Source organism: Vibrio kagoshimensis, from assembly GCF_050337535.1.
Taxonomy (GTDB): Bacteria; Pseudomonadota; Gammaproteobacteria; order Enterobacterales; family Vibrionaceae; genus Vibrio; species Vibrio gallaecicus.
In genome coordinates, this window is record NZ_JAKJSZ010000008.1 from 31,631 (window position 1) to 56,034 (window position 24,404).

The following is a 24,404-nucleotide window of genomic DNA, read 5'->3' on the forward strand; positions in this document are numbered from 1 at the left end:
ATTAGTATCTCCCTTGACGTGAGCTGTCTGAACGAGTTTGAGAGCTAGACTGAGGATCGGCTTGAGTTTCAAGTTCAATCTGGTCATAAGTCGATGGTGCTTTTTGACTTTTCACTGCTTTCGAACCGCCTTGACCCAACTTATCGATTGGTAGGTATAGCAAATTACCGCTCGATTCAGAATCAATCAGAACTTTAGATGTGCTTGAGTACACTTTTTCCATCGTATCTAGGTACATACGGTTACGTGTTACTTCAGGTGCAGCTTGATATTCAGGTAATAGTTTCTCGAATTGAGCCACTTGACCTAGTGCACCATTAATTGTGCGCTCAGAGTAACCTACGGCTTCTTTCTTCAAACGCTCAGCACGACCTGTAGCTTTAGGAAGAATATCATTACGGTAAGCTTCAGCTTCACGCTCAAAACGCTCTTCATCCTCTCGAGCAGCAATCGCATCATCAAATGCATCTTTTACTTGCTCAGGTGGACGTGCTGACTGGAAGTTAACATCAACAATAAGAATACCCATATCATAGCCATCAATAATGCGGTTAAGCGTTTCTTGAGTGCTTTGACGAATCTGTTGACGACCACTTGTTAGGATACTATCCATCAAAGAATCACCAATTACCGCACGTAATGCAGAGTCTGTAGCTTGACGCAAACTATCGTCAGCATTCGTTACTCGGTATAGATATTTGTATGGGTCAGAAACTCGGTATTGAACACCCATTTCAACTGTGACTACGTTTTCATCTTTCGTCAGCATCGTACCCGAAGCACGTAGTGAACGAATAGCTTGAACGTTTACAAGTTGCTCTGCTTTCACTTCATCAATGAAACGCGGGTGCCAGTTAAGACCAGGTTCTTCGATTCGATCAAATTGACCTAAACGTAAAACAACAGCTCTTTCTGCTTCGCCAACGGTATAGAAACCAGCGAAGAACCAAACTGCGACAGCGATTACTGCAATGACACCAAAGCCAATTGCACCACCACCGCCAATTGATGGACCATTACCACCTTTTTTACCAAACTTGCCACCCAGCTTTTGACTCAGTTTATTAAATACTTCGTCTAAATCTGGCGGTCCTTGATCTCGGCCACCGCGATTATCTTTCTTACCCCAAGGGTCATTATCGCGGCCGTTATTGCCGTTGTTATTTCCAGGCTCATTCCACGCCATTAGAAAGCTCCATCATTTGATATGACGTTATACTCTAGCAGTCTCTTCAGTAACGATAAAGTCACCTAAGAGTGCCCCTTCTCTTTTTTCGAGTTTAGACCAATCTACTTGTTGCATTCGAATATCAATCAACAAGTTACCATCTTGGTCATATTCTTCTCGTTGAATACAATTCAGCTGAAAGAACTTACTACGAATTTTACCTTGGTACTGAGGTGGAATTCGTAATTGGTATTGCACAATTTGACTCGCTAACCGCTCAGTTAACGCTTCAAATAGTAAATCCGTACCCAAACCATCCATTGCGGAGGCCCAAACCGTGCGAGGCACGCCTTCGTCATCTCTTTCAATGCGTGGTTTTTGATTGTCCATGCGATCGATTTTATTCATGACAACTAATGTCGGCACTTCATGCGCATCAATTTCTTCTAGCACATCATGAACAGCCTGGATATTCTCACGAAAACGGTCATCACTGGCATCAACAACATGTAACAAAATGTCAGCTTCTTGCGTTTCTTGCAATGTTGCCTTGAATGCCGCAACCAAGTCATGAGGCAAATGTCGAATAAACCCAACAGTGTCTGCAAGGATAGCTGGACCCACATCGGCTAATTCGATCTTACGTAGTGTAGGATCAAGTGTTGCAAATAATTGGTCTGCAGCATAAACACCAGCTGAAGTAATTCGATTAAACAACGTCGATTTACCGGCATTGGTGTAGCCTACAAGAGAGATTGTCGGTATCTCAGCTCTATTTCGAGCACGACGACCTTGTTCACGCTGCTTAGCCACTTTAGCTAAACGACGTAATATCGCTTTAATACGATCACGCAACAAACGGCGGTCTGTTTCTAGTTGAGTTTCTCCAGGACCACGTAAGCCTATCCCACCTTTTTGTCTTTCTAGGTGAGTCCAACCACGAATCAATCGAGTCGATATATGGCGAAGCTGAGCAAGCTCAACTTGCAATTTACCTTCATGGGTTCGGGCTCTTTGAGCGAATATATCTAAGATCAAGCCAGTACGGTCAATCACTCGACATTCACACAAAGCTTCAAGGTTACGTTCTTGGGCAGGAGAGAGGGAATGGTTAAAAATTACAATTTCAGCGCCAGTAAGTTGGACAGCTTGAGCAATTTCTTGAGCCTTACCCTCACCAACATAGTATTTAGGGAGCGGGGATTGTCGACTACCAGTAATTACCTGTAGCGTTTCAACCCCTGCAGAAGAAACCAGCATTTCACACTCGCTAAGATCTTCCCACTCACCTTCTTGCGTGAAGTTGATATGAACAAGCACCGCTCGCTCACCGGATTCATAACGGTCAAACAAGCAACCAACTCCTTATTACAGCAATTGCTGTATTACTAATACTATTAATCTTCAGATTTCTCTGGACGATCAGATGGCGCACGTTGCTCGCCGCTGTGGTGGCTTACTGCACGTGCAGGTACCACAGTAGAAATAGCATGCTTGTATACCATTTGGTTTACAGTATTTTTCAGCAAGATCACGAATTGATCAAAAGACTCGATCTGACCTTGTAGTTTGATACCATTCACAAGGTAGATAGACACGGGAATACGCTCTCGACGGAGTGCATTTAGAAACGGGTCTTGTAAAGATTGCCCCTTAGCCATTTTATTTTCCTTATTTGTATTTTGTTGTAATTATTTAGCTAGTGGTGCACTCAAAGGTGCGGCCTTTGCTTCTGAGCTAAATGAATAAAAAACTCCGTTGTTATTGAAAGACTGCAAGTTTAAAAGTCTCAATAACGGATCCTTTCCAGAGTTTATTCACGAAAAAGCGATCACATTATACACAGCATTACTCATCATGTGCTATTGCATCTGATAGAGTTTCTAACGCTTGTTCAATGTTTTCACTATCTAACCAAGTTAAATTGTCCCAGCTACGTAGCCAGGTTATTTGTCGCTTGGCCAATTGACGAGTTGCGCAGACACCACGAAAAATCGCTTCGTCTAAACCACAGTTCCCATCTAAATAATCCCACATTTGTCGATAACCTACGCATCGAACAGAAGGGAGATCCGGGTGAAGATCTTCTCTAGCGTATAACGCTTTCATTTCATCTTCAAACCCTGCTTCAACCATCTTTTCAAAACGAAGTTCGATACGACGGTGTAATTCAGATCTTTCCTTTGGTGCTATCGCAAATTGCTTAACACGAAAAGGAAGGCTTTCACCTTTTGTTTGAGTAAGCTCAGTTAGAGTTTTACCTGAAATTCGGTAAACTTCCAATGCTCTTGATAATCTTTGCGGATCGTTGGGGTGAATTCGGTCACCCGCAACTGGATCTATGTTTTTTAATTCTTCGTGCAGCGCAACCCAGCCTTTCTCAGCCGCTTCAGCTTCTATTTGTTGACGAATATCTTTATCAGCGGCTGGAAGTGGTGATAGCCCTTCTAATAGAGCCTTGTAGTACAGCATAGTTCCGCCAACTAGCAACGGAATTTTCCCAGCAGCTACTATCTCATTCATTTCCTTTAAAGCATCACGTCTAAAGTCTGCCGCAGAGTAAGCTTCTTTTGGATCTAGAATATCGATTAACCGATGAGGCGCTTGTGCAAGTTCGCTTTCATCAGGCTTTGCCGTACCGATATCCATACCTTTATAGATCAGCGCTGAATCTACACTAATGATTTCCACTGGAAACTTTTGGCGTAAACGGATAGCCAAGTCAGTCTTTCCTGATGCAGTAGGGCCCATTAAAAACAGCGCTAAAGGTAACTTTTGAGTCATGATTATTTATTTCTACTATTAAAAATCGGTTTATCTAATACGCTCGTCTAGGACGAAAATATAATGCGAATAAAATATAAGGCGGTACTAGTGAGGTGAAAATGCAGCGATAGTCGCTGAAAAATCTATAGGCTTCACAAACTCTGGGTCATCTAACGGAAGTAGACCATGCCACAGTTGTTCAAGTTCCCCAACTAGTTGAATCGCTTCTGATAAAGTGTAGTCGCTTTTTACTTGAGTCGTTTGAAATGCGATCCAATGAACCAATAAAGGCATCACCTCATCAGTCCCTCTATCAGTGACATTAGTGCTATCGACTACACTATTGCTGTCAACTGCATTTATTGAAGCCGCGTACGATAACAGATCTGGGATCAAAGTCTGTAAGTTTTGCTGCCTTAACGGAGATGGCACGCCCATCACCATAATCGCTTCTTTATTTCTCGCTTTAAGCTCTATACCTAACTGCAATAGCTTTGGACCAAAAACCTGCGAAGCTTGCATAAGCTCAGGTTCAACTTTTAAAGATAAAGGAACAAGTAATGGCTGACTCTTTAGTGGGGCTTGTTGAGTATCAAGTTGCCCTATAATTCTCAATAGTTCAGCTTTAGCTAATGAAAGTAGAACACAACCATGTTTCCCGCCCATGACAAGATATTGCTTTTCTACAACTGAAACGGCTTTTCCTAACTCTGTTATTGGTTGTATCGCACTTGATACAGGTTTCGAACTATTCCCTACTTTATGAGAAATATTTAGCTCTGAGCTCATATAAGGTTCGGGACGATTAAGGCTATCCGAACTATCAAATCTAGTTGGTAAATCAATTGAAGCCTGGCTTTTCTCTTTTTTTGAATCATTAGGCTTATCGAGAATATCTGATGAATGATCCACATGAGGCGTATTTAAAAGCTCTTTATACGCCTTCACCTCTCGCTTCGAAGGTGCAGGTTCACCATAGTGTTGTTGTGACTCTTTCTCTTTTCTTGGCGCTGGTTTTGACTCAATCCAATCTTGGCGGTCCACTACCCCTTCCCTTTGATTTGGAATTGAAGTGGTTTGGAAGTAATGACTTGGTTGATCTTGAACCTTATTTTCAGCCTGAGGAGAAGGTTCTACTTTTCTAGGATAAGATGGTGTTTGCTCGATAGCCTGCAACACTCGCTCAGGAACGAAAGAATCGACATGATTTAAACCGGCCGTTTCTTCATGAACCTGCGTTGGTGATTCTTGATGAAAGGCAGACTCTCTCATAGGTACTGCATCTATTTGTTTAGTTTGAGCAAGACCATCGCTTAAAGCTTGATAAATGAAATCATGTACAAGACGAGCTTGATGAAAACGAACTTCGTGCTTTGCAGGGTGTACATTAACATCAACTTGATGAGGGTCGATTTCAATAAAGAGTACATACGTAGCAAATTGTTCTGGGCGTAAGCTGCTTTCATAGCTTTGGCGAATAGCATGATTGATCAGCTTATCTCGCATCATTCGTCCATTCACATAGCAGTACTGCAAGTCACTTTGCTGCCTTGCTCCATCTGGAGTTGTTATCCAACCATGTAATTTAAGCCCTTGGTGATCAAGCTCAATTCTAAGCATATGACGAACGAATGAATTTCCACACACAGCTGAGATACGCTTTTCAGCTTGCACTTCTGTTTTTGCCGCTCGATATTGACGAATCATCTTGCCGTTATGACGCAAATTGATAGTCACATCAAAACGACTCAGAGCAATACGCTTAAGGAGTTCATCAATATGAGTGAACTCTGTTTTCTCAGTTCTTAAAAATTTACGTCTTGCTGGCGTATTGAAGAAAAGATCGAGTACTTCAACAGATGTTCCAATTGGGTGCGCGGCAGGTTGTAATTTCACCTGCATATCACGACCTTCACTGTATGCAGACCATGCTTGATCTTGAGTAGCCGGTCTTGAAGTCATAGTCAGGCGCGCGACCGAGCTAATACTAGCAAGTGCTTCACCACGAAAGCCAAGACTAACAATGGCTTCTAGATCATCCAGAGTATGAATTTTAGATGTAGCATGTCGACTCAAAGCTAGCGCGAGTTCATCTTTCACGATCCCTTTGCCATTATCTCGGACACGGATCATTTTCGAGCCACCTTTTTCGATATCAATATCGATTCGTGTTGCCCCTGAATCCAAGCTATTTTCAACCAACTCCTTTACTACTGAAGCTGGTCTCTCTACCACCTCACCCGCTGCAATTTGGTTTGCCAAACGGGCAGGCAATATCTTTATCGTCATAACTTCATCTTTTATTCTGATTCCAGCAATTACTTATGCGGAATTATCAGTACTTGCCCAATTGCGAGTTCATCCGAACGTAACTTGTTGGCTTGTCGAATGCTATTCACACTCACCCCATATTTGGATGCGATCTTGCCTAAGAACTCCCCTCGCGTGACTTTATGCCTACGCAACGGAATATCTTTCAAACTCACGGTCACTTTCAGTTTTTGTCCAACTTTAAGTGTTTCTGATTTCAGGCGGTTTTCACGCTTAATCGATGCTACTGAAACTTTATATTTACTCGCAATCTTTCCTAAGTATTCGCCAGACTTAACAACATGAGTAACCGTTTTAGTCTCGACTGTGTTTGTTATTTTAGGCACAACTAAAGAATCTGCGGTTCCAGGGATTTTAAGTATCTGACCAATCGCTAGGCTACTTGATTTCAAACCATTTGATTTCATTATGGCTTGTGTTGAAGTTCCGTATTTTTTAGCAATAACCGATAGAGATTCTCCACGACTGACTTTATGGGAAGTTTGCTTTGAAGAGGAGCCTGAGAGGATAGTGCCTTCAGGTGGATTCGCCTTTAAATACTTCACAACAGCTTGTGCAATAGAACGAGCAAGTTTGTCTTGATGCGAACGCTGGAAAAGCAACTTTTCTTCTGTTGGGTTAGATATAAACCCCGTTTCAACCAATACTGATGGGATTTGAGGTGATCTCAATACGGCTAAACTTGTATTGATCGGCTTTGAATTATGTAATTTAGCGACTTTGCCCATCTCCGACAAAATCTCTTTCGCCAGTTTATAGCCTTCTTTCTGCGAATGACTAAACTGCAAATCCAGCAATGTTTGGTTTACATTTTTATCTGCAATGTTCCCTGTAAATGCCGCACCACTGCCACCTAATAATTCAGACTGCTTTTCTTTATTTTCAATCCAGCGTGAAATTTCCGTATTCGCTCGTCGCGTATTAAGTACAAATACAGATCCACCACGAGGTTGTGGAGTAGTAAAAGCATCGGCGTGAATAGAAATAAGCAGATGAGCTTCATTTTCACGAGCAATAGCAACCCGTCGGTTTAAATTAACAAAGTAATCCGAGTTTCGCGTTAAACGAGTTTTAATACCAGGAACGGCATTTAAGTTCGCAGCTAATTTTTTAGAAATACTCAATGTTGCATTTTTTTCATACTTACGAGAAGGGCCGATCGAGCCAGGGTCTTCACCACCATGTCCAGGGTCAATAACAATCAAAATATCTTGCTTACGAGGAACTTGAGTAATGCTCTTACTTACTGCTGGTTTAGTATTTGAAGCTGTAGGCTTAGTCGAGGAGCTTTTAGCCCCATGTGGGAAATCAATAACTAAACGATGCCCATACTGACCACCAGGAGTTGGTTTCAGCTTAAATAACTCAGCTTTAGAGGCTTTCTTTAACTCAAAGACTAATCGGTAAGTACTTTTTTCTGGAGGAGAACTTTTGCGTACTTTACTTAATACTGGGCTGTCTTTTACCGTAATAGGTAACTTACTCGCCAGCGTCGTGTTTTTGAGATCAACGACTAAACGGCTTGGACTACTCAAAGTGAAATAACTGAAGTCTACTTCCGACTTCAGATCAATCACGACTCGAGTTTCGTCCGGTGAAGGCCATACCCTCAACCCTTCAAGTGCGTTAGCAAAAGTAGGAAGGGATATAAAAAATGTAAATGCAGTGATAACCGTGATTACTGCAGAAAGAAGATGCCTAAAAATCAATTTAACTCCAACTGATCAAGCAAACGCTGCCCATATTCATTATTAGCGGTTAAAGAAACAATACGGTGATCATCTTGGTAGCGAATATCAATATCCATATCAGCTTCAGGTAACATGCCAACTCCCTTTTCAGGCCATTCCACTAAACAAATAGCATCGGGAGTAAAGTAATCACGAATACCCATAAATTCTAACTCTTCAGGATCGGCAAGTCGGTACAAGTCGAAATGATAAACCTGCCAATCAGCCAACTGATATGGTTCAACTAAAGTGTAAGTCGGGCTTTTTACATTCCCTTGATGACCAAGCGCTCTTACAAAACCACGACTAAATGTCGTTTTCCCTGCGCCAAGATCACCATGCAAGTAAATAGTCGTTTGCTGTGAGCATAGATTTGAAAGACTGGTGCCTAATTGAATCGTTGCTTGCTCATCTTTCAAAATAAATTGTTTCGTGCTCATGGATAAGTTCTCTAAATATCGATCGTTGACTATATAAAAATCAAATGAACAAGAATAGTAAACCGTGTTGCTTTTGAGAGACAAGATCTCAAATGTAAGTTATATGAAAAATAAGCAAGAAAGTACGCGAGTTCTGGTTAATTTCTTCAAGATCCGTTAAGATCCGCCCCCATTTTTTGTTTGACCTCATAAAAACAGAGCTGACAACATGAACCTTGACCAACTTGCTGAACAAATTAAAGTTTGGGCCAAAGAGCTCGGATTCCAAAAAGTAGGGATCTGTGACATTGACTTAAGCGAACACGAAGCAGCGCTGCAAGATTGGTTAGACAAAGGCTACCATGGTGAAATGGATTGGATGGCACGCCATGGAATGATGCGAGCACGCCCTGATGAACTTCATCCGGGCACCGTTCGAGTAATCAGTGCTCGAATGGATTACCTTCCTCCTGAAGCTCAGTTTGCTTCTAATCTAAATGATACTACTCAAGCTTACATCAGCCGTTATGCCCTTGGCCGCGATTACCATAAACTCGTTCGTAACCAGCTTAAAAAACTAGGGCAAAAAATCGAGCAAGAAGTGGAAGGTTTAGACTACCGTCCTTTTGTTGATTCTGCTCCAATATTAGAGCGCCCACTAGCGCAAAAGGCAGGACTAGGTTGGACAGGTAAACACTCCTTAATTCTAGATAAAGAGTCAGGTTCTTGGTTTTTCCTCGGAGAGCTACTCGTTAATATCCCATTGCCGGTAGACACACCAAGCGTTGATGAATGTGGGAAGTGCACAGCTTGTATCACTTCTTGCCCTACGGGAGCAATTATCGAAGAAGGAATTGTTGATGCTAGAAAGTGCATCTCATACCTTACGATTGAATTCGATGGAATTATCCCTGAGGAATTCAGAAAACCAATGGGAAATAGGATTTATGGCTGCGATGACTGTCAACTAGTTTGCCCTTGGAATCGACACGCTGAAGTTAGCATCCAAAAAGACTTCCACCGTAGAGACGATTTCCAAGACTCAGACCTTGTTCAACTCGCAAGCTGGGACGAAACAACATTCCTGAAAAAGATGGAAGGCTCAGCAATTCGACGTATTGGGCACCAACAATGGCTTCGCAACTTGTTCATCGCAATGGGGAACGCTCCTTACCAACAACGAATCGTCGATACCTTAGAAGGTAACTTAGGAAAAAGTGAATTATTAGATGTTCATATTTTATGGGCATTAGAGCAACAGTCTCAACAGTTACCTACAGGTACAAGTAAGGTAGCAAGCAAAAAACAACGATTGATTCGTATTGTTGAAAAGGGGCTACCAAGAGACGCATAGCCTACCTGTCTTTATACATCGCCATTGTTAATCACTACTCAGCCAGAATTGATAATGGCTTCATACGCAATGACATCTCTTTCCTGCACAAATTTATACTGCAATATTTGATATTGTTCTCAAATTCAATAATGTGGAAAAGGTTTAATAAGTTGGTGGGATTGAAGCATATCGTGAAAGTTAAACACATTCCTAATAAATGACTAAGATCAAAAAACAAGAGCTTAACGATCTTTAAATTCTAATGTAAAAATAGCCACTTGACACAATATTCAAACAAAAACAAACAGTTATGTTTGATTATTACTTTTTCAACAAACAAGAATCAAAAAAAGATCTTTTATATAGACAATAATAATTAGCTCTGAAACAAGTTTATCAACCAACTTATCCACAGCGGGGATTTTGTGGATAAGTCTGTTTACAGGTGCGAATAAACCTCAGATTCAATTATATAGATCTGATAGTTACTAGCATTCCATTTGCTAATTCATATTTGAGACGCAAAAATATCCACCGAAAAGGAGGATTAATTGTTTATTTTGGGGGATTATGCTTCGCAGCATTAAAGAAAGAGCGTGACCTAATGGTATAGGTCTATCTCAAAACTCAGGGCTTAGAGATAAATTGGAGCGATACATCGGGTTCGAACCGATGACCTCAACCTTGGCAAGGTTGCGCTCTACCAACTGAGCTAGTATCGCATGAGCTAACCGTTCATCTTGTCTGCTAAGAAGCTAAGTTCTTACTGCAAGACAGTATTAAACGTTCAACTGTAATGTGGTTGCGGGAGCCGGATTTGAACCGACGACCTTCGGGTTATGAGCCCGACGAGCTACCAAACTGCTCCATCCCGCGTCCGGATGCATTATTTAAGTTAATGACTCTATATTCCCAACATCAATCCTAAGAAAGAAATTGGAGCGATACATCGGGTTCGAACCGATGACCTCAACCTTGGCAAGGTTGCGCTCTACCAGCTGAGCTAGTATCGCTTAGTTAACCGTTAAACTTGCCTACTAAGAAGCATCAAATCAACGTTTAGCTGTAATGTGGTTGCGGGAGCCGGATTTGAACCGACGACCTTCGGGTTATGAGCCCGACGAGCTACCAAACTGCTCCATCCCGCGTCCGGATGCATTGTTTAAGACAATGAGACTAAACCATTTTCATTCTGAGCACTTTCTCAAAGAGACAGCTTCTAAGAATAGAATTTGGAGCGATACATCGGGTTCGAACCGATGACCTCAACCTTGGCAAGGTTGCGCTCTACCAACTGAGCTAGTATCGCATAAGCTAACCGTTCATCTTGTCTGCTAAGAAGCATCAAACCAACGTTTAACTGTAATGTGGTTGCGGGAGCCGGATTTGAACCGACGACCTTCGGGTTATGAGCCCGACGAGCTACCAAACTGCTCCATCCCGCGTCCGGATGCATTGTTAAGTACAATGAAACTACTATTTCTTCGAAAAGAAATTGGAGCGATACATCGGGTTCGAACCGATGACCTCAACCTTGGCAAGGTTGCGCTCTACCAACTGAGCTAGTATCGCAATCATGAACGTCTTTCGCCGTTCAGGGCTGCGAATTATAAGAGCATTTTTTTGTGATGCAAGTCCTTAATGCAAAAATATGAAAAAATTTCATTACTTGCTGAAAAAGCACACAAAAAAGAGCACTGTCAATATGCTCTTTGCCATTCGCTCAAATGGTTTCGCCATACACAGACTAGATACTTATGATTGTTTTACGGTAATACTGTAATTCAGCGATAGATTCACGAATGTCATCTAATGCAAGATGGCTTCCTGTTTTAGAAAAACCATCAAGAACTTCAGGTTTCCAACGGCGAGTAAGTTCTTTCAAAGTACTCACGTCAATGTAGCGATAATGGAAATACTGCTCTAATTCTGGCATGTGTTTATACAAGAAACGGCGATCTTGCCCTATGCTATTTCCACAAATTGGGGATTTGCCCTTTGGTACCCACTTTTCCAAAAACTCAATAGTTTGGTCAATGGCATCTTGCTCAGTAACAGAGCTTTCTTTTATACGTGCAACTAAGCCACTTCCAGTGTGAGTAGTAGTGCACCATTCATCCATTTTATCCAACTCTTCATCAGACTGATGGATAGCAAGTACCGGTCCTTCGGCGAGAATATTCAACTCGCTATCTGTAACGATAGAAGCAATTTCAATAATTTTATGAGTTTCAGGATCAAGACCTGTCATCTCAAGATCAACCCAAATTAGGTTCTGATCACTAAAGGACATAAGGGAGTTGCCTATTTGTTTACGTATAAAAGAGGTACTATACCCAAATATGTATACTCAAACTAGGTTTAGAGCAACTGAAATGCAGTCGTGCTAATTAGCACCTTGTTTGAGTCCCCTATCATCAATTTAGATGTGTTAAGTGGAAAATTGTGGCTAAAAAGAAAAAGTTAACCAAAGGTCAAGTACGACGCGTACGCAGTAACCAGAACAAACGTCTTAAAAAAGAAGATTCTATCCAGTGGGATGAGAATATGCTTGGCGGCACTAAACATGGTCTTGTTATCACTCGATTTGGTCAACATGCCGATATCGAAGATCTAGAAACGAATGAGGTTCATCGATGTAACTTACGTCGTAGCATTGAAACATTAGTCTCTGGAGACAAGGTAATCTGGCGTGCTGGGCTTGAATCGATGGCTGGTATTTCTGGTGTTGTCGAAGCGGTTGAACCTCGAACGTCAATGCTAACCCGCCCTGATTACTACGACGGCTTAAAACCTGTTGCGGCAAACGTTGACCAAATGGTTATCGTTTCAGCTGTACTACCAGAGCTATCACTTAATATCATCGACCGCTACTTGATAGCCTCTGAAACGGTGAATATTGCGCCATTAGTTGTGCTCAATAAAGTCGACTTACTGACAGAACAACAAATTAGCGAATACCGCGAAACGCTAAAAGTGTACGAAAAAATCGGTTATAAAGTGATGTTCGTGAGTAAAGAGTCTGGCTACGGTATCAAAGAGTTGGAAGCCGAATTGAAAGATCGCATCAACATTTTCGTTGGTCAATCCGGCGTGGGCAAATCCAGCCTAGTGAATGCACTTATGCCAACATTAGACATAGAAGAAGGCGCTGTTTCTGAAAACTCAGGGCTGGGGCAACACACCACCACGGCAGCACGTTTGTATCACTTCCCTTCGGGCGGCGATCTTATCGACTCTCCAGGGGTACGTGAATTCGGTCTATGGCACCTAGAACCTGACGAAATCACTGACGCTTTCATTGAATTCAAACCATACCTAGGTGGTTGTAAATTTCGCGACTGTAAACACAATGACGACCCAGGATGTCTTCTGCGTGAAGCCGTTGAAGACGGAAAAATTAGCCGTTTACGTTTTGCTAGCTACCACCGCATTATTGAAACAATGGCTGACAACAAAGATAACCGTCAGTACTCACGAAGTAAGAAAGCGGATCTATAATCGCATTCTTGTGAACAAACATGTGCATTTACTGACAAGTTGCGCGATTTTAAGTAACATCTCGCGCCCTAAATCGTCATTAATTCGTTTGCATTAAAAACGATTAGCATCAAAAACAAACAGCATCGGAAAATTAATACAATGGATAAGATTAAAGTTGGATTGCAATACTGGATTCCACAACACGGACTGACTCGTCTAGTCGGTAAACTAGCTTCTGCAAAAGCGGGCGGTTTAACCACAGCAATCATTAACTGGTTCATTAAACAATACAAAGTAAACATGGATGAAGCGCTGCACAGCGATCCTAAACACTTTAAAACATTCAATGAATTCTTTGTACGTGAACTCAAAGAAGGCATGCGCCCTATCGCTGAAGGTGATTCAGTTATTGTTCATCCTGCAGATGCTCGTGTAAGCCAATTTGGTCCAATTACTGATGGTCAGCTGATTCAAGCAAAAGGTCATGACTATTCTGCTCGTGAACTTCTAGGTGGCGACGCGGCACTAGCTGAAGAGTTTGCTGATGGTGAATTCGCAACTCTTTACCTATCTCCAAGTGATTACCACCGCGTGCATATGCCGTGTGACGGTACACTTCGCCAGATGATTTATGTCCCTGGTGACCTATTCTCTGTTAACCCATTAACAGCAGAAAATGTACCAAACCTTTTTGCTCGTAACGAACGTGTTGTGTGTATTTTCGATACTGAGTTTGGACCTATGGCTCAAGTACTGGTTGGTGCAACGATTGTTGGTAGCATTGAGCAAGTATGGGCAGGCACGATTACTCCACCTCGTGGGAACAGTGTTTACAAATGGGATTACCCAGCAGAAGGTAACAATGCGATCATCCTGAAGAAGGGTGAAGAGATGGGCCGCTTTAAACTTGGTTCAACTGTTATTAACCTATTTGCTAAAGACTCAATCAAGTTTGATGAGACTATGGTCAATGGCGAAAAAACAGTACTAGGTACGCCTTTTGCGCACAACATTGTTAGTCAAGAAAAACAGGCCGAAGCTGCAGAAGAATCAAAAGAAGAAAGCAAAGACATTCAGTCAGCTGAGTAAAAACAGCATGCTTTCATAGCGCTCTAAAGCTATCTGGGCTTAATCGTTATTATAAAGATACACGAAAGGCGAGTTTTTCATAACTCGCCTTTTTTTATACCCAAAATTCAAAAGTTAGTCGGAATATCAATTTCAGCTCCCCCTATTGCAACTCAAATTTCGACTTAAGCCAACACGCCTTCCAACTTAAAAGATTGACTAAAAACAAAACACCTGACGAATTATTAAACGAGTTTCATTTTTTATAACGCTTATCCAAGTACCGAAGTCAGAGATAACTTACTCTAATTGAAGTTATTTTTTCATAAGGTCTCGGTGTCATGCCTAAGCTCGATATTGGCGTTTTAATTAAGCTATTGATTTGCTTTTCTATCCCCCTTGGTGTGCTGTTTATGCCTATCGACTCCATACCAATTGAGAATTTAACCTTAATTCAGCATCGTTTGTTGGCTATATTTTTGCTCGCGGCATTGCTGTGGGTGCTTGAGCCCGTCCCAGTATTTGCCACTTCCATTTTGATCATCGCCCTTGAATTAGTCATGATCTCAGATAAAGGTTTGCACCTATTTCGAAACCCACCAGCAGGACATGACCTTGGTGAGTTAATCAAATATACCGACATCTTTGGTGCTTTTTCTTCGCCTATCATCATTCTTTTTATGGGTGGCTTTGCCTTAGCAATTGCCGCCTCAAAATACGAATTAGATAACAACCTAGCGCGAGTATTACTCAAACCATTTGGTACTCAACCTCGCTTTATAATGCTTGGTTTAATGCTAATCACAGCTGTGTTTTCAATGTTTATGTCCAATACTGCAACCACAGTTATGATGCTGGCATTATTAGGACCAATTGTCGCCTCTGCACCCAAAGGCGATATTGGTATCAAAGCATTGGTCCTATGTATTCCAATCGCCGCTAATACCGGGGGTATTGCAACACCAATCGGCACACCACCTAACGCAATTGCTTTGCAGTATCTTACTGGTGAAAACAGCATTGATTTCCTATCTTGGATGATGATGGGACTGCCATTTGTGATCATCCAACTCACAATTGCCTGGTTCCTGCTTCAAAAGTTTTTTCCTTCTCAGCAACAAAATATGATTTTGAAGTTAGACGGAAAATTCAAGAAAAGTTGGCGTGCTATTGTTGTGTACGCCACCTTTGCTCTTACTATTATTTTATGGATGACCACAAAACTGCATGGCATGAATACCTACGTGGTTTCCATCATCCCATTAGCTGTCTTTACCCTGACGGGTATCATGGGCAAGGAAGAGCTAAAAATGATTAACTGGGATGTGCTTTGGTTAGTCGCAGGTGGTATTGCCATTGGTATCGGTTTAGATAAAACCGGGCTTGCGGTTGCACTCGCGCACGCTATTGACTATGAATCCTTATCTCCGACTTCCGTTGTTCTGACGCTGTCTATTGTATGTTGGTTAATGGCGAACTTTATGTCGAATACAGCAACAGCAAACTTATTAATGCCGATTGCAGCTGCAATTGGTGCATCAATGGAAAGCTTAGTTGCGATTGGTGGGCTACAAGGGTTGCTGGTTGTTGTCGCCTTCTCAGCTTCGCTTGGTATGATCCTTCCAGTATCAACACCGCCTAACTCCTTAGCCTATTCAACGGGTCTTATTGAAAGTAAAGACATGGCAAAAATGGGGATAATTCTAGGGCTTGTCGGACTCGGAATTGTCTACCTTGCGCTGTTCATATTGACTTAATATTCAAATACTGCGACTTGAGCAGCAAGGCTACTGCGTTCTTTGATTAACTAAACCACCTTCAGATCAAATCTCACTTTGCTCTGAAGGTGGTTTAGTGCATATTGGATCACTACTTTCCCCTCATGGACGCTCTTTCAAATGGGATTTGAATGGCTAGCACTTGCTGCTGCATTTCTTTGGGCTATCGCAAGCCTATTATCGGTAAAGCCCGCTCAGCATCTAGGTTCGTTTGCCTATAGCCGATGGCGGATGGGTTGTACCGCCGTCATACTATCAACAATGGCCTGGGCAACTGGTGGCTGGTCTACTGTTGATAGCGCCCTTGTGACTCCCATGATGCTGTCTGGTTTGATTGGCATATTCATTGGTGACACAGCTCTATTTGCTTGCTTGAATCGAATGGGACCAAGACAAGCTGGTCTGCTATTTTCTTGTCATGCCGTATTCTCTGCCATATTAGGCTACTTCCTTTTTAGTGAAAGCATGACAGGCATGGAGCTAATCGGCTCAGCTTTAGTATTCAGTGGTGTATTAACCGCGATATTCTTTGGTCGTAAAGGGCAAACTCAAAATCAGCTAGAAGATATTAAAGGGAAAATTTGGATCGGCGTTGGCCTAGGAATCCTAGCGGCACTTTGCCAAGCGCTTGGGGGAATCATTGCTAAACCTGTTATGCAAACCAATATTGACCCTGTTGCAGCTTCTGCTATTAGGATGATCACTGCGTTTATTGCACATTCCCTTTTTCGTTTAACAGGGGCGAAGCTCTCACTTCCTATTAAACCAATGAATAGGCAAATGTTCGGTATTACAGCCATCAACGGATTCTTAGCAATGGCAGTGGGTATGACTTTGATTTTGTATGCTCTGCAAGAAGGTAACGTGGGTATGGTTGCGTTACTCTCTTCTACTACTCCTATTATGCTGCTGCCTATTCTTTGGTACTACACCAAACAAAGACCTAATATCTATGCGTGGTTAGGCGCAATAGTTGCAGTAGTAGGAACCGGTATTCTGGTTCAATAAGTGAGAGTAAAATTAAAGCCAAGAAGTTAAGAGATTAAGAAGTAATAATGAATACACTAAAAGCAGACTGCCATTGTCTGCTTTTAGTGAGACTCGTTACTCAAAAGTCACCATTGAGCTAATGAGCTAATGAGCTAAATAATTATGACCTAGGGAAAGGGAACGCTGTGACATCATCAATATGATCGTACCCTAACGCCAGCATGATTAAGCGATCAATACCTAAAGCCACCCCTGCACATTCAGGCAAACCTGCTTTTAGCGCCTCTATCAAATGATGATCGATTGGCTGAGCTGCTAACCCCATTTCTAGCCGTTTCACATTATCTTCTTCAAAACGCTTAAGCTGTTCTTGTGGGTTGTCCAATTCATGGAAACCGTTAGCTAATTCGATGCCTTTAAAATAGACCTCGAAACGATCAGCAACACGTGAGTCATGAGCGTTTATTTTAGCAAGAGCCGCTTGTGAAGCAGGGAAATCAAAGACAAATGCAGGAATAACCTGACCAATCTTAGGTTCGACCCCTATACTGAAAAGTAGCTGTAACAAAGTATCTCTATCTTTTTCAGGATCGGCTATGTCACTAAGCCCTAGTGGCGCTGCGACTTGCTTCAATTCATCCATAGACGCTTCTAATGGGCACACACCCAGCACATCCACAAAAGCTTGCTGATACGTCACTCGCTGTGCACTTCCGCACTTCAAGACTTGCTGTAAGAGTAAATCCATTTCATCCATCAAATCATGATGATTGAAACCAACGCGATACCACTCCAACATAGTAAATTCAGGGTTGTGATAACGACCGTTTTCTTCGTTACGGAAAGACTTACAAATCTGATAGATAGAGCCACTGCCTGCCGCTAGCAGTCGTTTCATATGAAACTCAGGGCTAGTCATAAAGAACAGTGGCTGACCGTGCGCATAACCCGGCCCTACGAATTCAGTTTTGAAAGTATGTAAATGCACGTCCGTCACAGTGGCGTGACTCATCGCTGGTGTATCCACTTCCATCACGTTTCTTTCTGTAAAGAACTGGCGAATTTGACTAAGGATATCAGCACGTTGCTTTAACTGCTTAATGGTTGCGGCTGGTTGCCATGTAGAGTGCATTATTAAGTTCCATATCACTGAATTCTAGGCGATGAAATTACCACCTTTCATCTCTTTTGTAAGCTTCTATCTTTCTACAAATGAAAGCAAAATATTGTTTTAATGAAGCCAGAAAATTACGTTCTACAATACAATCATCAATACAGTTTTCACATCAACATTGATAACAAAAATCATACTCAACAAGCCGTTAACACCACGCCTGTGGGTTAATCGTTTTCAACAATTCATTGCCGTGATTGCAGTCACATAACCTATAATTTCTATGCCTCCATATGCATTACCGACCTAAAAACCCAAATGCATCAACTTTTCCAATCCACTCCTCTCTTACACTGAACCTACCACTTAAGGCTTAGGGGTGATAAACGGCTAACGCTGTTTCATTCTCCCTAAATTGGCTTTTATAATAACAAGCGGAAAATTCCGCATCACACACTGGAGGATAACTGTGAAGGTAATCACCACAGATATCGCAGTCATCGGCGCAGGCGGCGCCGGTCTTCGTACTGCTATTGCAGCGGCTGAAGCTAACCCTGATTTAGAAGTAGCCCTTATTTCTAAAGTTTACCCAATGCGCTCGCACACTGTTGCAGCCGAGGGCGGTTCAGCAGCAGTAATCAAGGACGAAGATAGCTTAGATAACCACTTCAACGATACAGTTGGCGGTGGTGATTGGCTATGTGAACAGGATGTTGTTGAATACTTTGTTGAAAACTCGACTCGCGAAATGATCCAAATGGAGCAATGGGGTTGCCCATGGAGTCGTAAAGAAAACGGGGAAGTTAACGTACGCCGATTCGGCGGCATGAAAGTAGAAAGAACGTGGTTTGCAGCGGATAAAACCGGCTTCCATATGCTTCATACTCTGTTCCAGACTTCGATGAAGTACGATCAAATCAAACGATTTGACGAGTACTTTGTGGTAGACCTCATTGTTGAAAAAGATGAGAACGGCGAAGACGGTGAAATCCAAGGTCTTATCGCTATTCATATGTCTGAAGGTGAGCTTGTTACTATCAAAGCAAAATCAGTTGTTCTTGCAACTGGTGGCGCAGGTCGTGTTTATCATTGCAACACTAACGGCGGTATTGTAACTGGCGACGGCATGGCAATGGCTTATCGTCATGGTGTACCTCTGCGTGACATGGAGTTCGTTCAATACCACCCAACAGGTCTTCCTGGTACAGGGATTTTGATGACAGAAGGTTGCCGTGGTGAAGGCGGTATTATCGTCAACAAGAACGGCTACCGTTACTTGCAAGATTACGGTATGGGTCCTGAAACTCCTGTCGGCGAACCAAAGAACAAATACATGGAACTAGGACCTCGTGACAAAGTGTCGCAAGCGTTCTGGCATGAACAACAAAAAGGCAACACCATCAAGCACCCGCTTGGTGATGTCGTCCACCTAGATCTTCGCCACCTTGGTGAGGAATACCTACAAGAGCGTCTGCCTTTCATTTGTGAACTAGCAAAAGCTTACGTAAACGTAGATCCAGCAAAAGAGCCAATTCCAATTCGTCCAACGGTTCATTACACCATGGGTGGCATTGAAACTAACGGTACTTGTGAAACTCGCATTAAAGGTCTGTTTGCCGTTGGTGAATGTGCTTCTGTAGGTCTGCACGGTGCAAACCGCCTAGGCTCCAATTCATTAGCTGAGTTCGTTGTATTCGGTCGTGTTGCGGGTGAAGAAGCCGTGAAACGTGCCGCCGAGTTCAAAGGCTGGAATGAAGACGCTATAGCACAACAAATCAAAGCCGTTGAAGAGCGTATCGCAGGTTTGATGAATCAAGAAGGCGATGAAAATTGGTCTGACATTCGTACTGAAATGGGTCATACCATGGAAGCGGGTTGTGGTATCTACCGTCAAGAAGACTTGATGCAAGCAACCATCGACAAAATCACTGAACTGAAAGCACGCTACAAAAAAATCAGCATCAAAGACAAAGGTAAAGTGTTCAACACTGACCTGCTTTACGCTATCGAAGTGGGCTATGGGCTAGAAGTTGCAGAAGCAATGGTGCATTCAGCGATTCTTCGCAAAGAGTCTCGCGGCGCACACCAACGTTTAGACGATAACTGCACTGAACGTGATGATGTGAACTTCCTTAAACACTCTCTTTCTTTCTACAAAGAAGATTCTGCACCGACTATCGATTACAGCGGCGTGAAGATTACTAAATCTCAACCTAAAGCTCGTTTGTACGGTGAAGCCGCAGAGAAAGCCGCAGAAGCTGAAAAGTCTGCTAGCGAAAGTGCAAAGAAAGATGAGATAAGCGAAGAGGAGAAAGCATAATGTCAGCGAACCGTATCCAAAAAGTAGACATTCTGCGTTACGATCCAGAAAAAGACGCAGAGCCTCACCTTCAAGGCTTTGAGATTCCATTTGATGAAACGATGTCAGTCTTAGATGCGATTGGCTACATCAAGGATAACCTAGATAAAGATCTGTCTTACCGCTGGTCTTGCCGAATGGCTATCTGTGGCTCATGCGGCATCATGGTCAACGGCGTGCCAAAACTAGCCTGTAAGAGTTTCTTACGTGACTACCCTGATGGTTTAAAAATTGAGCCTCTATCGAACTTCCCAATTGAGAAAGATTTGATTGTCGATATGACGCCATTCATTGAGCGCCTAGAAGCTATCAAACCCTACATCATTGGTAATGATCGTACACCAGAAGACGGCACGAACATCCAAACGCCAGAGCAAATGGCAAAATACAAGCAGTTCGCAGGTTGCATCAACTGTGGTCTTTGCTACGCAGCATGTCCTCAATTCGGTCTAAACCCTGAATTTATAGGCCCTGCGGCTCTTACTCTTGCTCATAGATATAACTTAGACAGCCGTGATAACGGTCAAGCTGAGCGTATGGAATTGATCAACGGTGAGAATGGCGCTTGGGGCTGTACGTTTGTTGGTTACTGTTCTGACGTTTGCCCTAAAAAGGTAGACCCAGCAGCCGCAGTAAACCAAGGTAAAGTCGCTTCTTCTATGGACTTCGTAATCTCAATGTTTAAGCCAGACGGTAAACCAGTTAAATCGGCGGAGGAAGCGTAAGATGAGCAATCGTAAACCTTATGTTCGTGAGATGAAAAGAACGTGGTGGAGTAATCACCCGTTCTACCGCTTCTACATGCTACGAGAAGCGACTGTCTTGCCTTTGATCTTATTCACTATATTCCTGACCTTTGGTTTGGGGTGTTTAGTGAAAGGGCCAGAAGCTTGGCAAGGTTGGCTATCTTTCATGGCAAATCCATTAGTTGTGGGCATTAATATTGTTGCCCTTGCTGGTAGCCTACTTCATGCTCAAACCTTTTTTAGCATGATGCCGCAAGTAATGCCGATTCGATTGAAAGGCAAGCTGGTTGATAAGCGAATCATCGTACTGACCCAATGGGCAGCAGTCGCGTTTATCTCTCTTATTGTTCTGGTTGTGGTGTAGGAGACGATTTGATGAACAGTACTTACAAAGTTGACCGTAATACGGTGAATAAGCACCCTCAACGTTCAGACGAACCAATCTGGTGGGGTCTATTCGGTGCAGGTGGTACATGGTTTGCCATGATCACGCCTATCACTATTTTAGTCTTGGGTATTTTGGTTCCAATGGGAATCATTGATGCTGATGCAATGAGCTATGAGCGTGTGTCTGAATTTGCCACCAGCATTATTGGTGCACTATTCATTATCGGGACGCTAGCACTGCCTATGTGGCATGCAATGCACCGCTTACATCATGGTATGCACGACTTAAAGATCCATGCAGGTGTCGCAGGGAAAGTAGGCTGCTACTTCTTTGCAGGCTTAATTAGCGCGCTGTCTGTTATTTTCATCTTCATGATTTAATAACACTCAGTACAAGCTCTAATAAAAAAGGCTGACGAAATATCGTCAGCCTTTCTATTTATGAGCAAATATTAAGTTATTGCTTCGTAATTTTCTGAGTTTGATCCATCACACCTAATGCGCCAAAAGCCGTAATCACATCCAGGTTACTTTTCAAAGCTCCATCACTGCTTCCGCCTACGTAATTCTGTGGCATTTCAACTTTGAAGTTTTGCAAATTATTGTACAAAACATTTGCCACATCACGATTTAGCTCTGCAAGGTAAACCTCTCGGTTCGCCCCCAGTGCAGCATATTTTTCTTTCAAGATCGTCGCTTCAGCGCGACCTTTCGCAATGATCGCTTTAGCTTCAAATTCCGCCGATAGAGCATTCGCTTTTTGAATCGCCAAATTAGCTTCAGCCATCGCTAATTCTTTCTCTTTCTCAACTTCAGCCAAATGTTTTGTTTTCTCGACTTCAACAATCTCACGCTCCGCAATATGACGAGCAACCGCAACATCTTTTTGTTGAGATATAATGGCTAACTCTTTTTGGCGTTGAGCATCTTGCACTTCACGAGTTCGTTGAATTTCTTTACGTAACTGTTCAGTTTCAGCTTGAGCTTTAGACGTTTCCTGCTCTTGAATCGCTCGAATTCGATCTGCAACTAAGCGTTTCTTATCCGCAAGTAACTGATCAAGTTGCTTTTCTGGCTGAGGATCTCCAATCGTTACTTGTGTCACTTGGATACCATATTGCTGAAGCGGATTTTCTTGCCTAATCGTATGACCTGACTTATCCGTAATAGGTACCGTTTTCCACACTAACTGCTTGGTTTTCTCTAGCTTATTGCCATTCGATTGCTGTATTCCGACGGGAGCTAAATCAATTTGTTCAATTTCAACCTGACGACGCTCTGTCGAATAAATACCTTCACGTAATTGGTCGCCCAATTTAGATTTGAACTGGTTCAAACCACCTTGGAAAAATTCTTCGCCAGTGTATTGAGTTGCGGTAATAACTGTCACATTACGCGCATTCTTCACTAATAAAGCATCGATCAAGTTACTGTTATTACGGAACTCACGGTGCATTTTTTTCACTGCTTCAGGGTCATTACTGAGTTTAAACCTGAATGTGACTGGGATTTGTCCAATATACGTATCCGCAAAACGAACTTGTACTGGGTCTAGCCTCTGGTAAAAGTCCTCTCCCATATTATTGCCAAAAGATACCGTGATCACCTGATCATACTGAGTGATCTTTGATAAAAATGGCATGCGAAAGTGAATACCAGGTTCCGTGAATACATCCAGTTCACCCGTCATATTGTTTTGGTGAACATAGCTATAACCAGCATCTGTCATTAACACTGAACTGTTAATGGTAAGCCCGAGAGCCAAAAGCGGCACTCCAAATACTGCAAATTTTAAACCACGGTGTAGCAATTGACGTCTTTCATCTACTTTAAGGCTTTGTCCTAAGCTTCTATTTTCCATTATTTTTTCCTTTATGTTGAACGATGTCGTTAAATCGAATAGGTAAAATGCACCGCCAACACAGGTAATGTAACAAATAATTACATTACGGAATATTCGAAAGATTCATGGAATTTATAAGATTTAGCCGAATATCACATAAATAGATATATTAAAAAATCAAAACTGAGAAAAGGGACAAAAACAAAAAAAGGCCACCAAAGTGACCTTTCTTTCTTAACAACAAAACCTTTATAAACCATAACTTTGAAGAAACAGTTTCTACAAAAGCTGTAATTGCTACATGTTGTAATCAAATTGATTACTTAACACGACCAACGTATTCGCCAGTACGAGTGTCAACTTTCACAACTTCACCGATAGCGATGAATAGAGGTACGCGAACAACCGCACCAGTTGCTAGAGTTGCTGGTTTACCACCAGTACCTTGAGTGTCACCCTTAAGACCAGGATCTGTCTCAGTTACTGCGATCTCAACAAAGTTTGGCGGAGTTACTGTGATAGGGTTATCATTCCACAACGTTAGAGTACAAACATCATTCTCAACAAGCCATTTAGCTGAATCACCCACTGCTTTTACGTCAGCTGCGATTTGCTCAAATGTTTCGTTGTTCATGAAGTGGTAGAATTCGCCATCGCTGTATAGGTAGCCTAATTCGATATCGACAACATCAGCAAGTTCAAAGCTTTCGCCTGACTTGAATGTTTTCTCTAACACTTTGCCTGACAGCAGTTTACGAAGTTTTACACGGTTAAACGCTTGGCCTTTACCTGGCTTAACGTATTCGTTGTCGATAATTGAGCAAGGCTCGTTATCTAACATGAATTTTAAACCGCCCTTGAATTCATTGGTGCTTACTGACGCCAT

The 24,404-nt window shown here is 42.3% G+C and carries 20 protein-coding genes and 7 tRNA genes; 9 read left to right on the forward strand and 18 right to left on the reverse strand.

Features of this window, described 5'->3' with window-relative positions:
* Position 1: 1 nt before the first annotated feature.
* From hflK to tsaE, 7 genes are all read right to left on the reverse strand, one after another.
* Complete coding sequence (gene hflK, locus L4C37_RS08900) at positions 2 to 1,186, reverse strand: FtsH protease activity modulator HflK (RefSeq protein WP_137374087.1); 1,185 nt, start codon at positions 1,184 to 1,186, stop codon at positions 2 to 4.
* A gap of 27 nt (positions 1,187 to 1,213) precedes the next feature.
* Entirely contained in the window at positions 1,214 to 2,521 is a 1,308-nt protein-coding gene (gene hflX / locus L4C37_RS08905) for a ribosome rescue GTPase HflX (protein ID WP_429768368.1), read from the reverse strand.
* 44 nt (positions 2,522 to 2,565) lie between these two features.
* The gene (gene hfq / locus L4C37_RS08910; RefSeq protein ID WP_137374085.1) at positions 2,566 to 2,829 is read right to left on the reverse strand and encodes an RNA chaperone Hfq; all 264 of its coding nucleotides are present in this window, start codon (positions 2,827 to 2,829) and stop codon (positions 2,566 to 2,568) included.
* Positions 2,830 to 3,016: 187 nt separating this feature from the next.
* Entirely contained in the window at positions 3,017 to 3,952 is a 936-nt protein-coding gene (gene miaA, locus L4C37_RS08915) for a tRNA (adenosine(37)-N6)-dimethylallyltransferase MiaA (RefSeq protein ID WP_137374084.1), read from the reverse strand.
* An 87-nt stretch (positions 3,953 to 4,039) separates the two neighbouring features.
* Positions 4,040 to 6,223, reverse strand: a complete 2,184-nt coding sequence (gene mutL / locus L4C37_RS08920; protein WP_429768370.1) for a DNA mismatch repair endonuclease MutL — start codon at positions 6,221 to 6,223, stop codon at positions 4,040 to 4,042.
* 29 nt (positions 6,224 to 6,252) lie between these two features.
* Positions 6,253 to 7,944, reverse strand: coding sequence for an N-acetylmuramoyl-L-alanine amidase (locus L4C37_RS08925; protein ID WP_429768474.1), 1,692 nt, complete (start codon positions 7,942 to 7,944; stop codon positions 6,253 to 6,255).
* 26 nt (positions 7,945 to 7,970) lie between these two features.
* Positions 7,971 to 8,435, reverse strand: a complete 465-nt coding sequence (gene tsaE, locus L4C37_RS08930; protein WP_137374081.1) for a tRNA (adenosine(37)-N6)-threonylcarbamoyltransferase complex ATPase subunit type 1 TsaE — start codon at positions 8,433 to 8,435, stop codon at positions 7,971 to 7,973.
* A gap of 208 nt (positions 8,436 to 8,643) precedes the next feature.
* Between tsaE and queG the strand changes: the two genes are divergently transcribed.
* Positions 8,644 to 9,768, forward strand: a complete 1,125-nt coding sequence (gene queG / locus L4C37_RS08935; protein WP_273294444.1) for a tRNA epoxyqueuosine(34) reductase QueG — start codon at positions 8,644 to 8,646, stop codon at positions 9,766 to 9,768.
* 628 nt (positions 9,769 to 10,396) lie between these two features.
* Here the strand turns inward: queG and L4C37_RS08940 are convergent.
* The 8 genes from L4C37_RS08940 to orn all read right to left on the reverse strand — a co-directional run bounded on the left by L4C37_RS08940 (position 10,397) and on the right by orn (position 12,043).
* Positions 10,397 to 10,472, reverse strand: a tRNA-Gly gene (locus L4C37_RS08940).
* Positions 10,473 to 10,549: 77 nt separating this feature from the next.
* Positions 10,550 to 10,626 (reverse strand) — tRNA-Met (locus L4C37_RS08945).
* 61 nt (positions 10,627 to 10,687) lie between these two features.
* Positions 10,688 to 10,763: transfer RNA gene (locus tag L4C37_RS08950), tRNA-Gly, on the reverse strand.
* A 58-nt stretch (positions 10,764 to 10,821) separates the two neighbouring features.
* Positions 10,822 to 10,898 (reverse strand) — tRNA-Met (locus tag L4C37_RS08955).
* A gap of 85 nt (positions 10,899 to 10,983) precedes the next feature.
* Positions 10,984 to 11,059 (reverse strand) — tRNA-Gly (locus tag L4C37_RS08960).
* A gap of 59 nt (positions 11,060 to 11,118) precedes the next feature.
* Positions 11,119 to 11,195, reverse strand: a tRNA-Met gene (locus L4C37_RS08965).
* A gap of 51 nt (positions 11,196 to 11,246) precedes the next feature.
* Positions 11,247 to 11,322 (reverse strand) — tRNA-Gly (locus L4C37_RS08970).
* 175 nt (positions 11,323 to 11,497) lie between these two features.
* Positions 11,498 to 12,043, reverse strand: a complete 546-nt coding sequence (gene orn / locus L4C37_RS08975; protein ID WP_137374079.1) for an oligoribonuclease — start codon at positions 12,041 to 12,043, stop codon at positions 11,498 to 11,500.
* A gap of 152 nt (positions 12,044 to 12,195) precedes the next feature.
* Here orn and rsgA point away from each other — a divergent pair, with 152 nt between their 5' ends.
* The 4 genes from rsgA to L4C37_RS08995 all read left to right on the forward strand — a co-directional run bounded on the left by rsgA (position 12,196) and on the right by L4C37_RS08995 (position 17,087).
* Positions 12,196 to 13,251 (forward strand): small ribosomal subunit biogenesis GTPase RsgA, encoded by a 1,056-nt coding sequence (gene rsgA, locus L4C37_RS08980; RefSeq protein WP_137374078.1) that lies wholly within the window; start codon positions 12,196 to 12,198, stop codon positions 13,249 to 13,251.
* A gap of 141 nt (positions 13,252 to 13,392) precedes the next feature.
* On the forward strand, positions 13,393 to 14,322 hold the full coding sequence (gene asd, locus L4C37_RS08985) for an archaetidylserine decarboxylase (RefSeq protein ID WP_372265776.1): 930 nt from the start codon (positions 13,393 to 13,395) through the stop codon (positions 14,320 to 14,322).
* Between the two features lie 320 nt (positions 14,323 to 14,642).
* On the forward strand, positions 14,643 to 16,058 hold the full coding sequence (locus tag L4C37_RS08990) for an SLC13 family permease (protein ID WP_429768371.1): 1,416 nt from the start codon (positions 14,643 to 14,645) through the stop codon (positions 16,056 to 16,058).
* 141 nt (positions 16,059 to 16,199) lie between these two features.
* A complete protein-coding gene (locus L4C37_RS08995; protein ID WP_273297290.1) occupies positions 16,200 to 17,087 on the forward strand; it encodes a DMT family transporter in 888 nt (295 codons plus the stop codon).
* A gap of 142 nt (positions 17,088 to 17,229) precedes the next feature.
* Here the strand turns inward: L4C37_RS08995 and epmA are convergent, their stop codons facing one another.
* A complete protein-coding gene (gene epmA, locus L4C37_RS09000) occupies positions 17,230 to 18,201 on the reverse strand; it encodes an elongation factor P--(R)-beta-lysine ligase (RefSeq protein ID WP_429768372.1) in 972 nt (323 codons plus the stop codon).
* Positions 18,202 to 18,652: 451 nt separating this feature from the next.
* On the opposite strand from epmA, the gene frdA reads away from it, so the two are divergent.
* The 4 genes from frdA to frdD are packed head-to-tail and all read left to right on the forward strand — an operon-like array spanning position 18,653 to position 22,056.
* Positions 18,653 to 20,503, forward strand: coding sequence for a fumarate reductase (quinol) flavoprotein subunit (gene frdA, locus L4C37_RS09005; RefSeq protein ID WP_429768373.1), 1,851 nt, complete (start codon positions 18,653 to 18,655; stop codon positions 20,501 to 20,503).
* Positions 20,503 to 21,267 carry a succinate dehydrogenase/fumarate reductase iron-sulfur subunit gene (locus L4C37_RS09010; protein ID WP_137374072.1) on the forward strand — a complete coding sequence of 255 codons (765 nt, stop codon included), beginning with the start codon at positions 20,503 to 20,505 and terminating at the stop codon, positions 21,265 to 21,267. The genes frdA and L4C37_RS09010 overlap by 1 nt, the downstream gene beginning before the upstream one ends.
* A 1-nt stretch (position 21,268) precedes the next feature.
* Positions 21,269 to 21,652 (forward strand): fumarate reductase subunit FrdC, encoded by a 384-nt coding sequence (gene frdC, locus L4C37_RS09015; protein WP_429768374.1) that lies wholly within the window; start codon positions 21,269 to 21,271, stop codon positions 21,650 to 21,652.
* 11 nt (positions 21,653 to 21,663) lie between these two features.
* The gene (gene frdD, locus L4C37_RS09020; RefSeq protein ID WP_137374070.1) at positions 21,664 to 22,056 is read left to right on the forward strand and encodes a fumarate reductase subunit FrdD; all 393 of its coding nucleotides are present in this window, start codon (positions 21,664 to 21,666) and stop codon (positions 22,054 to 22,056) included.
* 76 nt (positions 22,057 to 22,132) lie between these two features.
* Here frdD and L4C37_RS09025 read toward each other — a convergent pair whose 3' ends face one another.
* Positions 22,133 to 23,536, reverse strand: a complete 1,404-nt coding sequence (locus L4C37_RS09025; RefSeq protein WP_137374069.1) for an SPFH domain-containing protein — start codon at positions 23,534 to 23,536, stop codon at positions 22,133 to 22,135.
* A gap of 301 nt (positions 23,537 to 23,837) precedes the next feature.
* Complete coding sequence (efp, locus tag L4C37_RS09030) at positions 23,838 to 24,404, reverse strand: elongation factor P (protein WP_137374068.1); 567 nt, start codon at positions 24,402 to 24,404, stop codon at positions 23,838 to 23,840.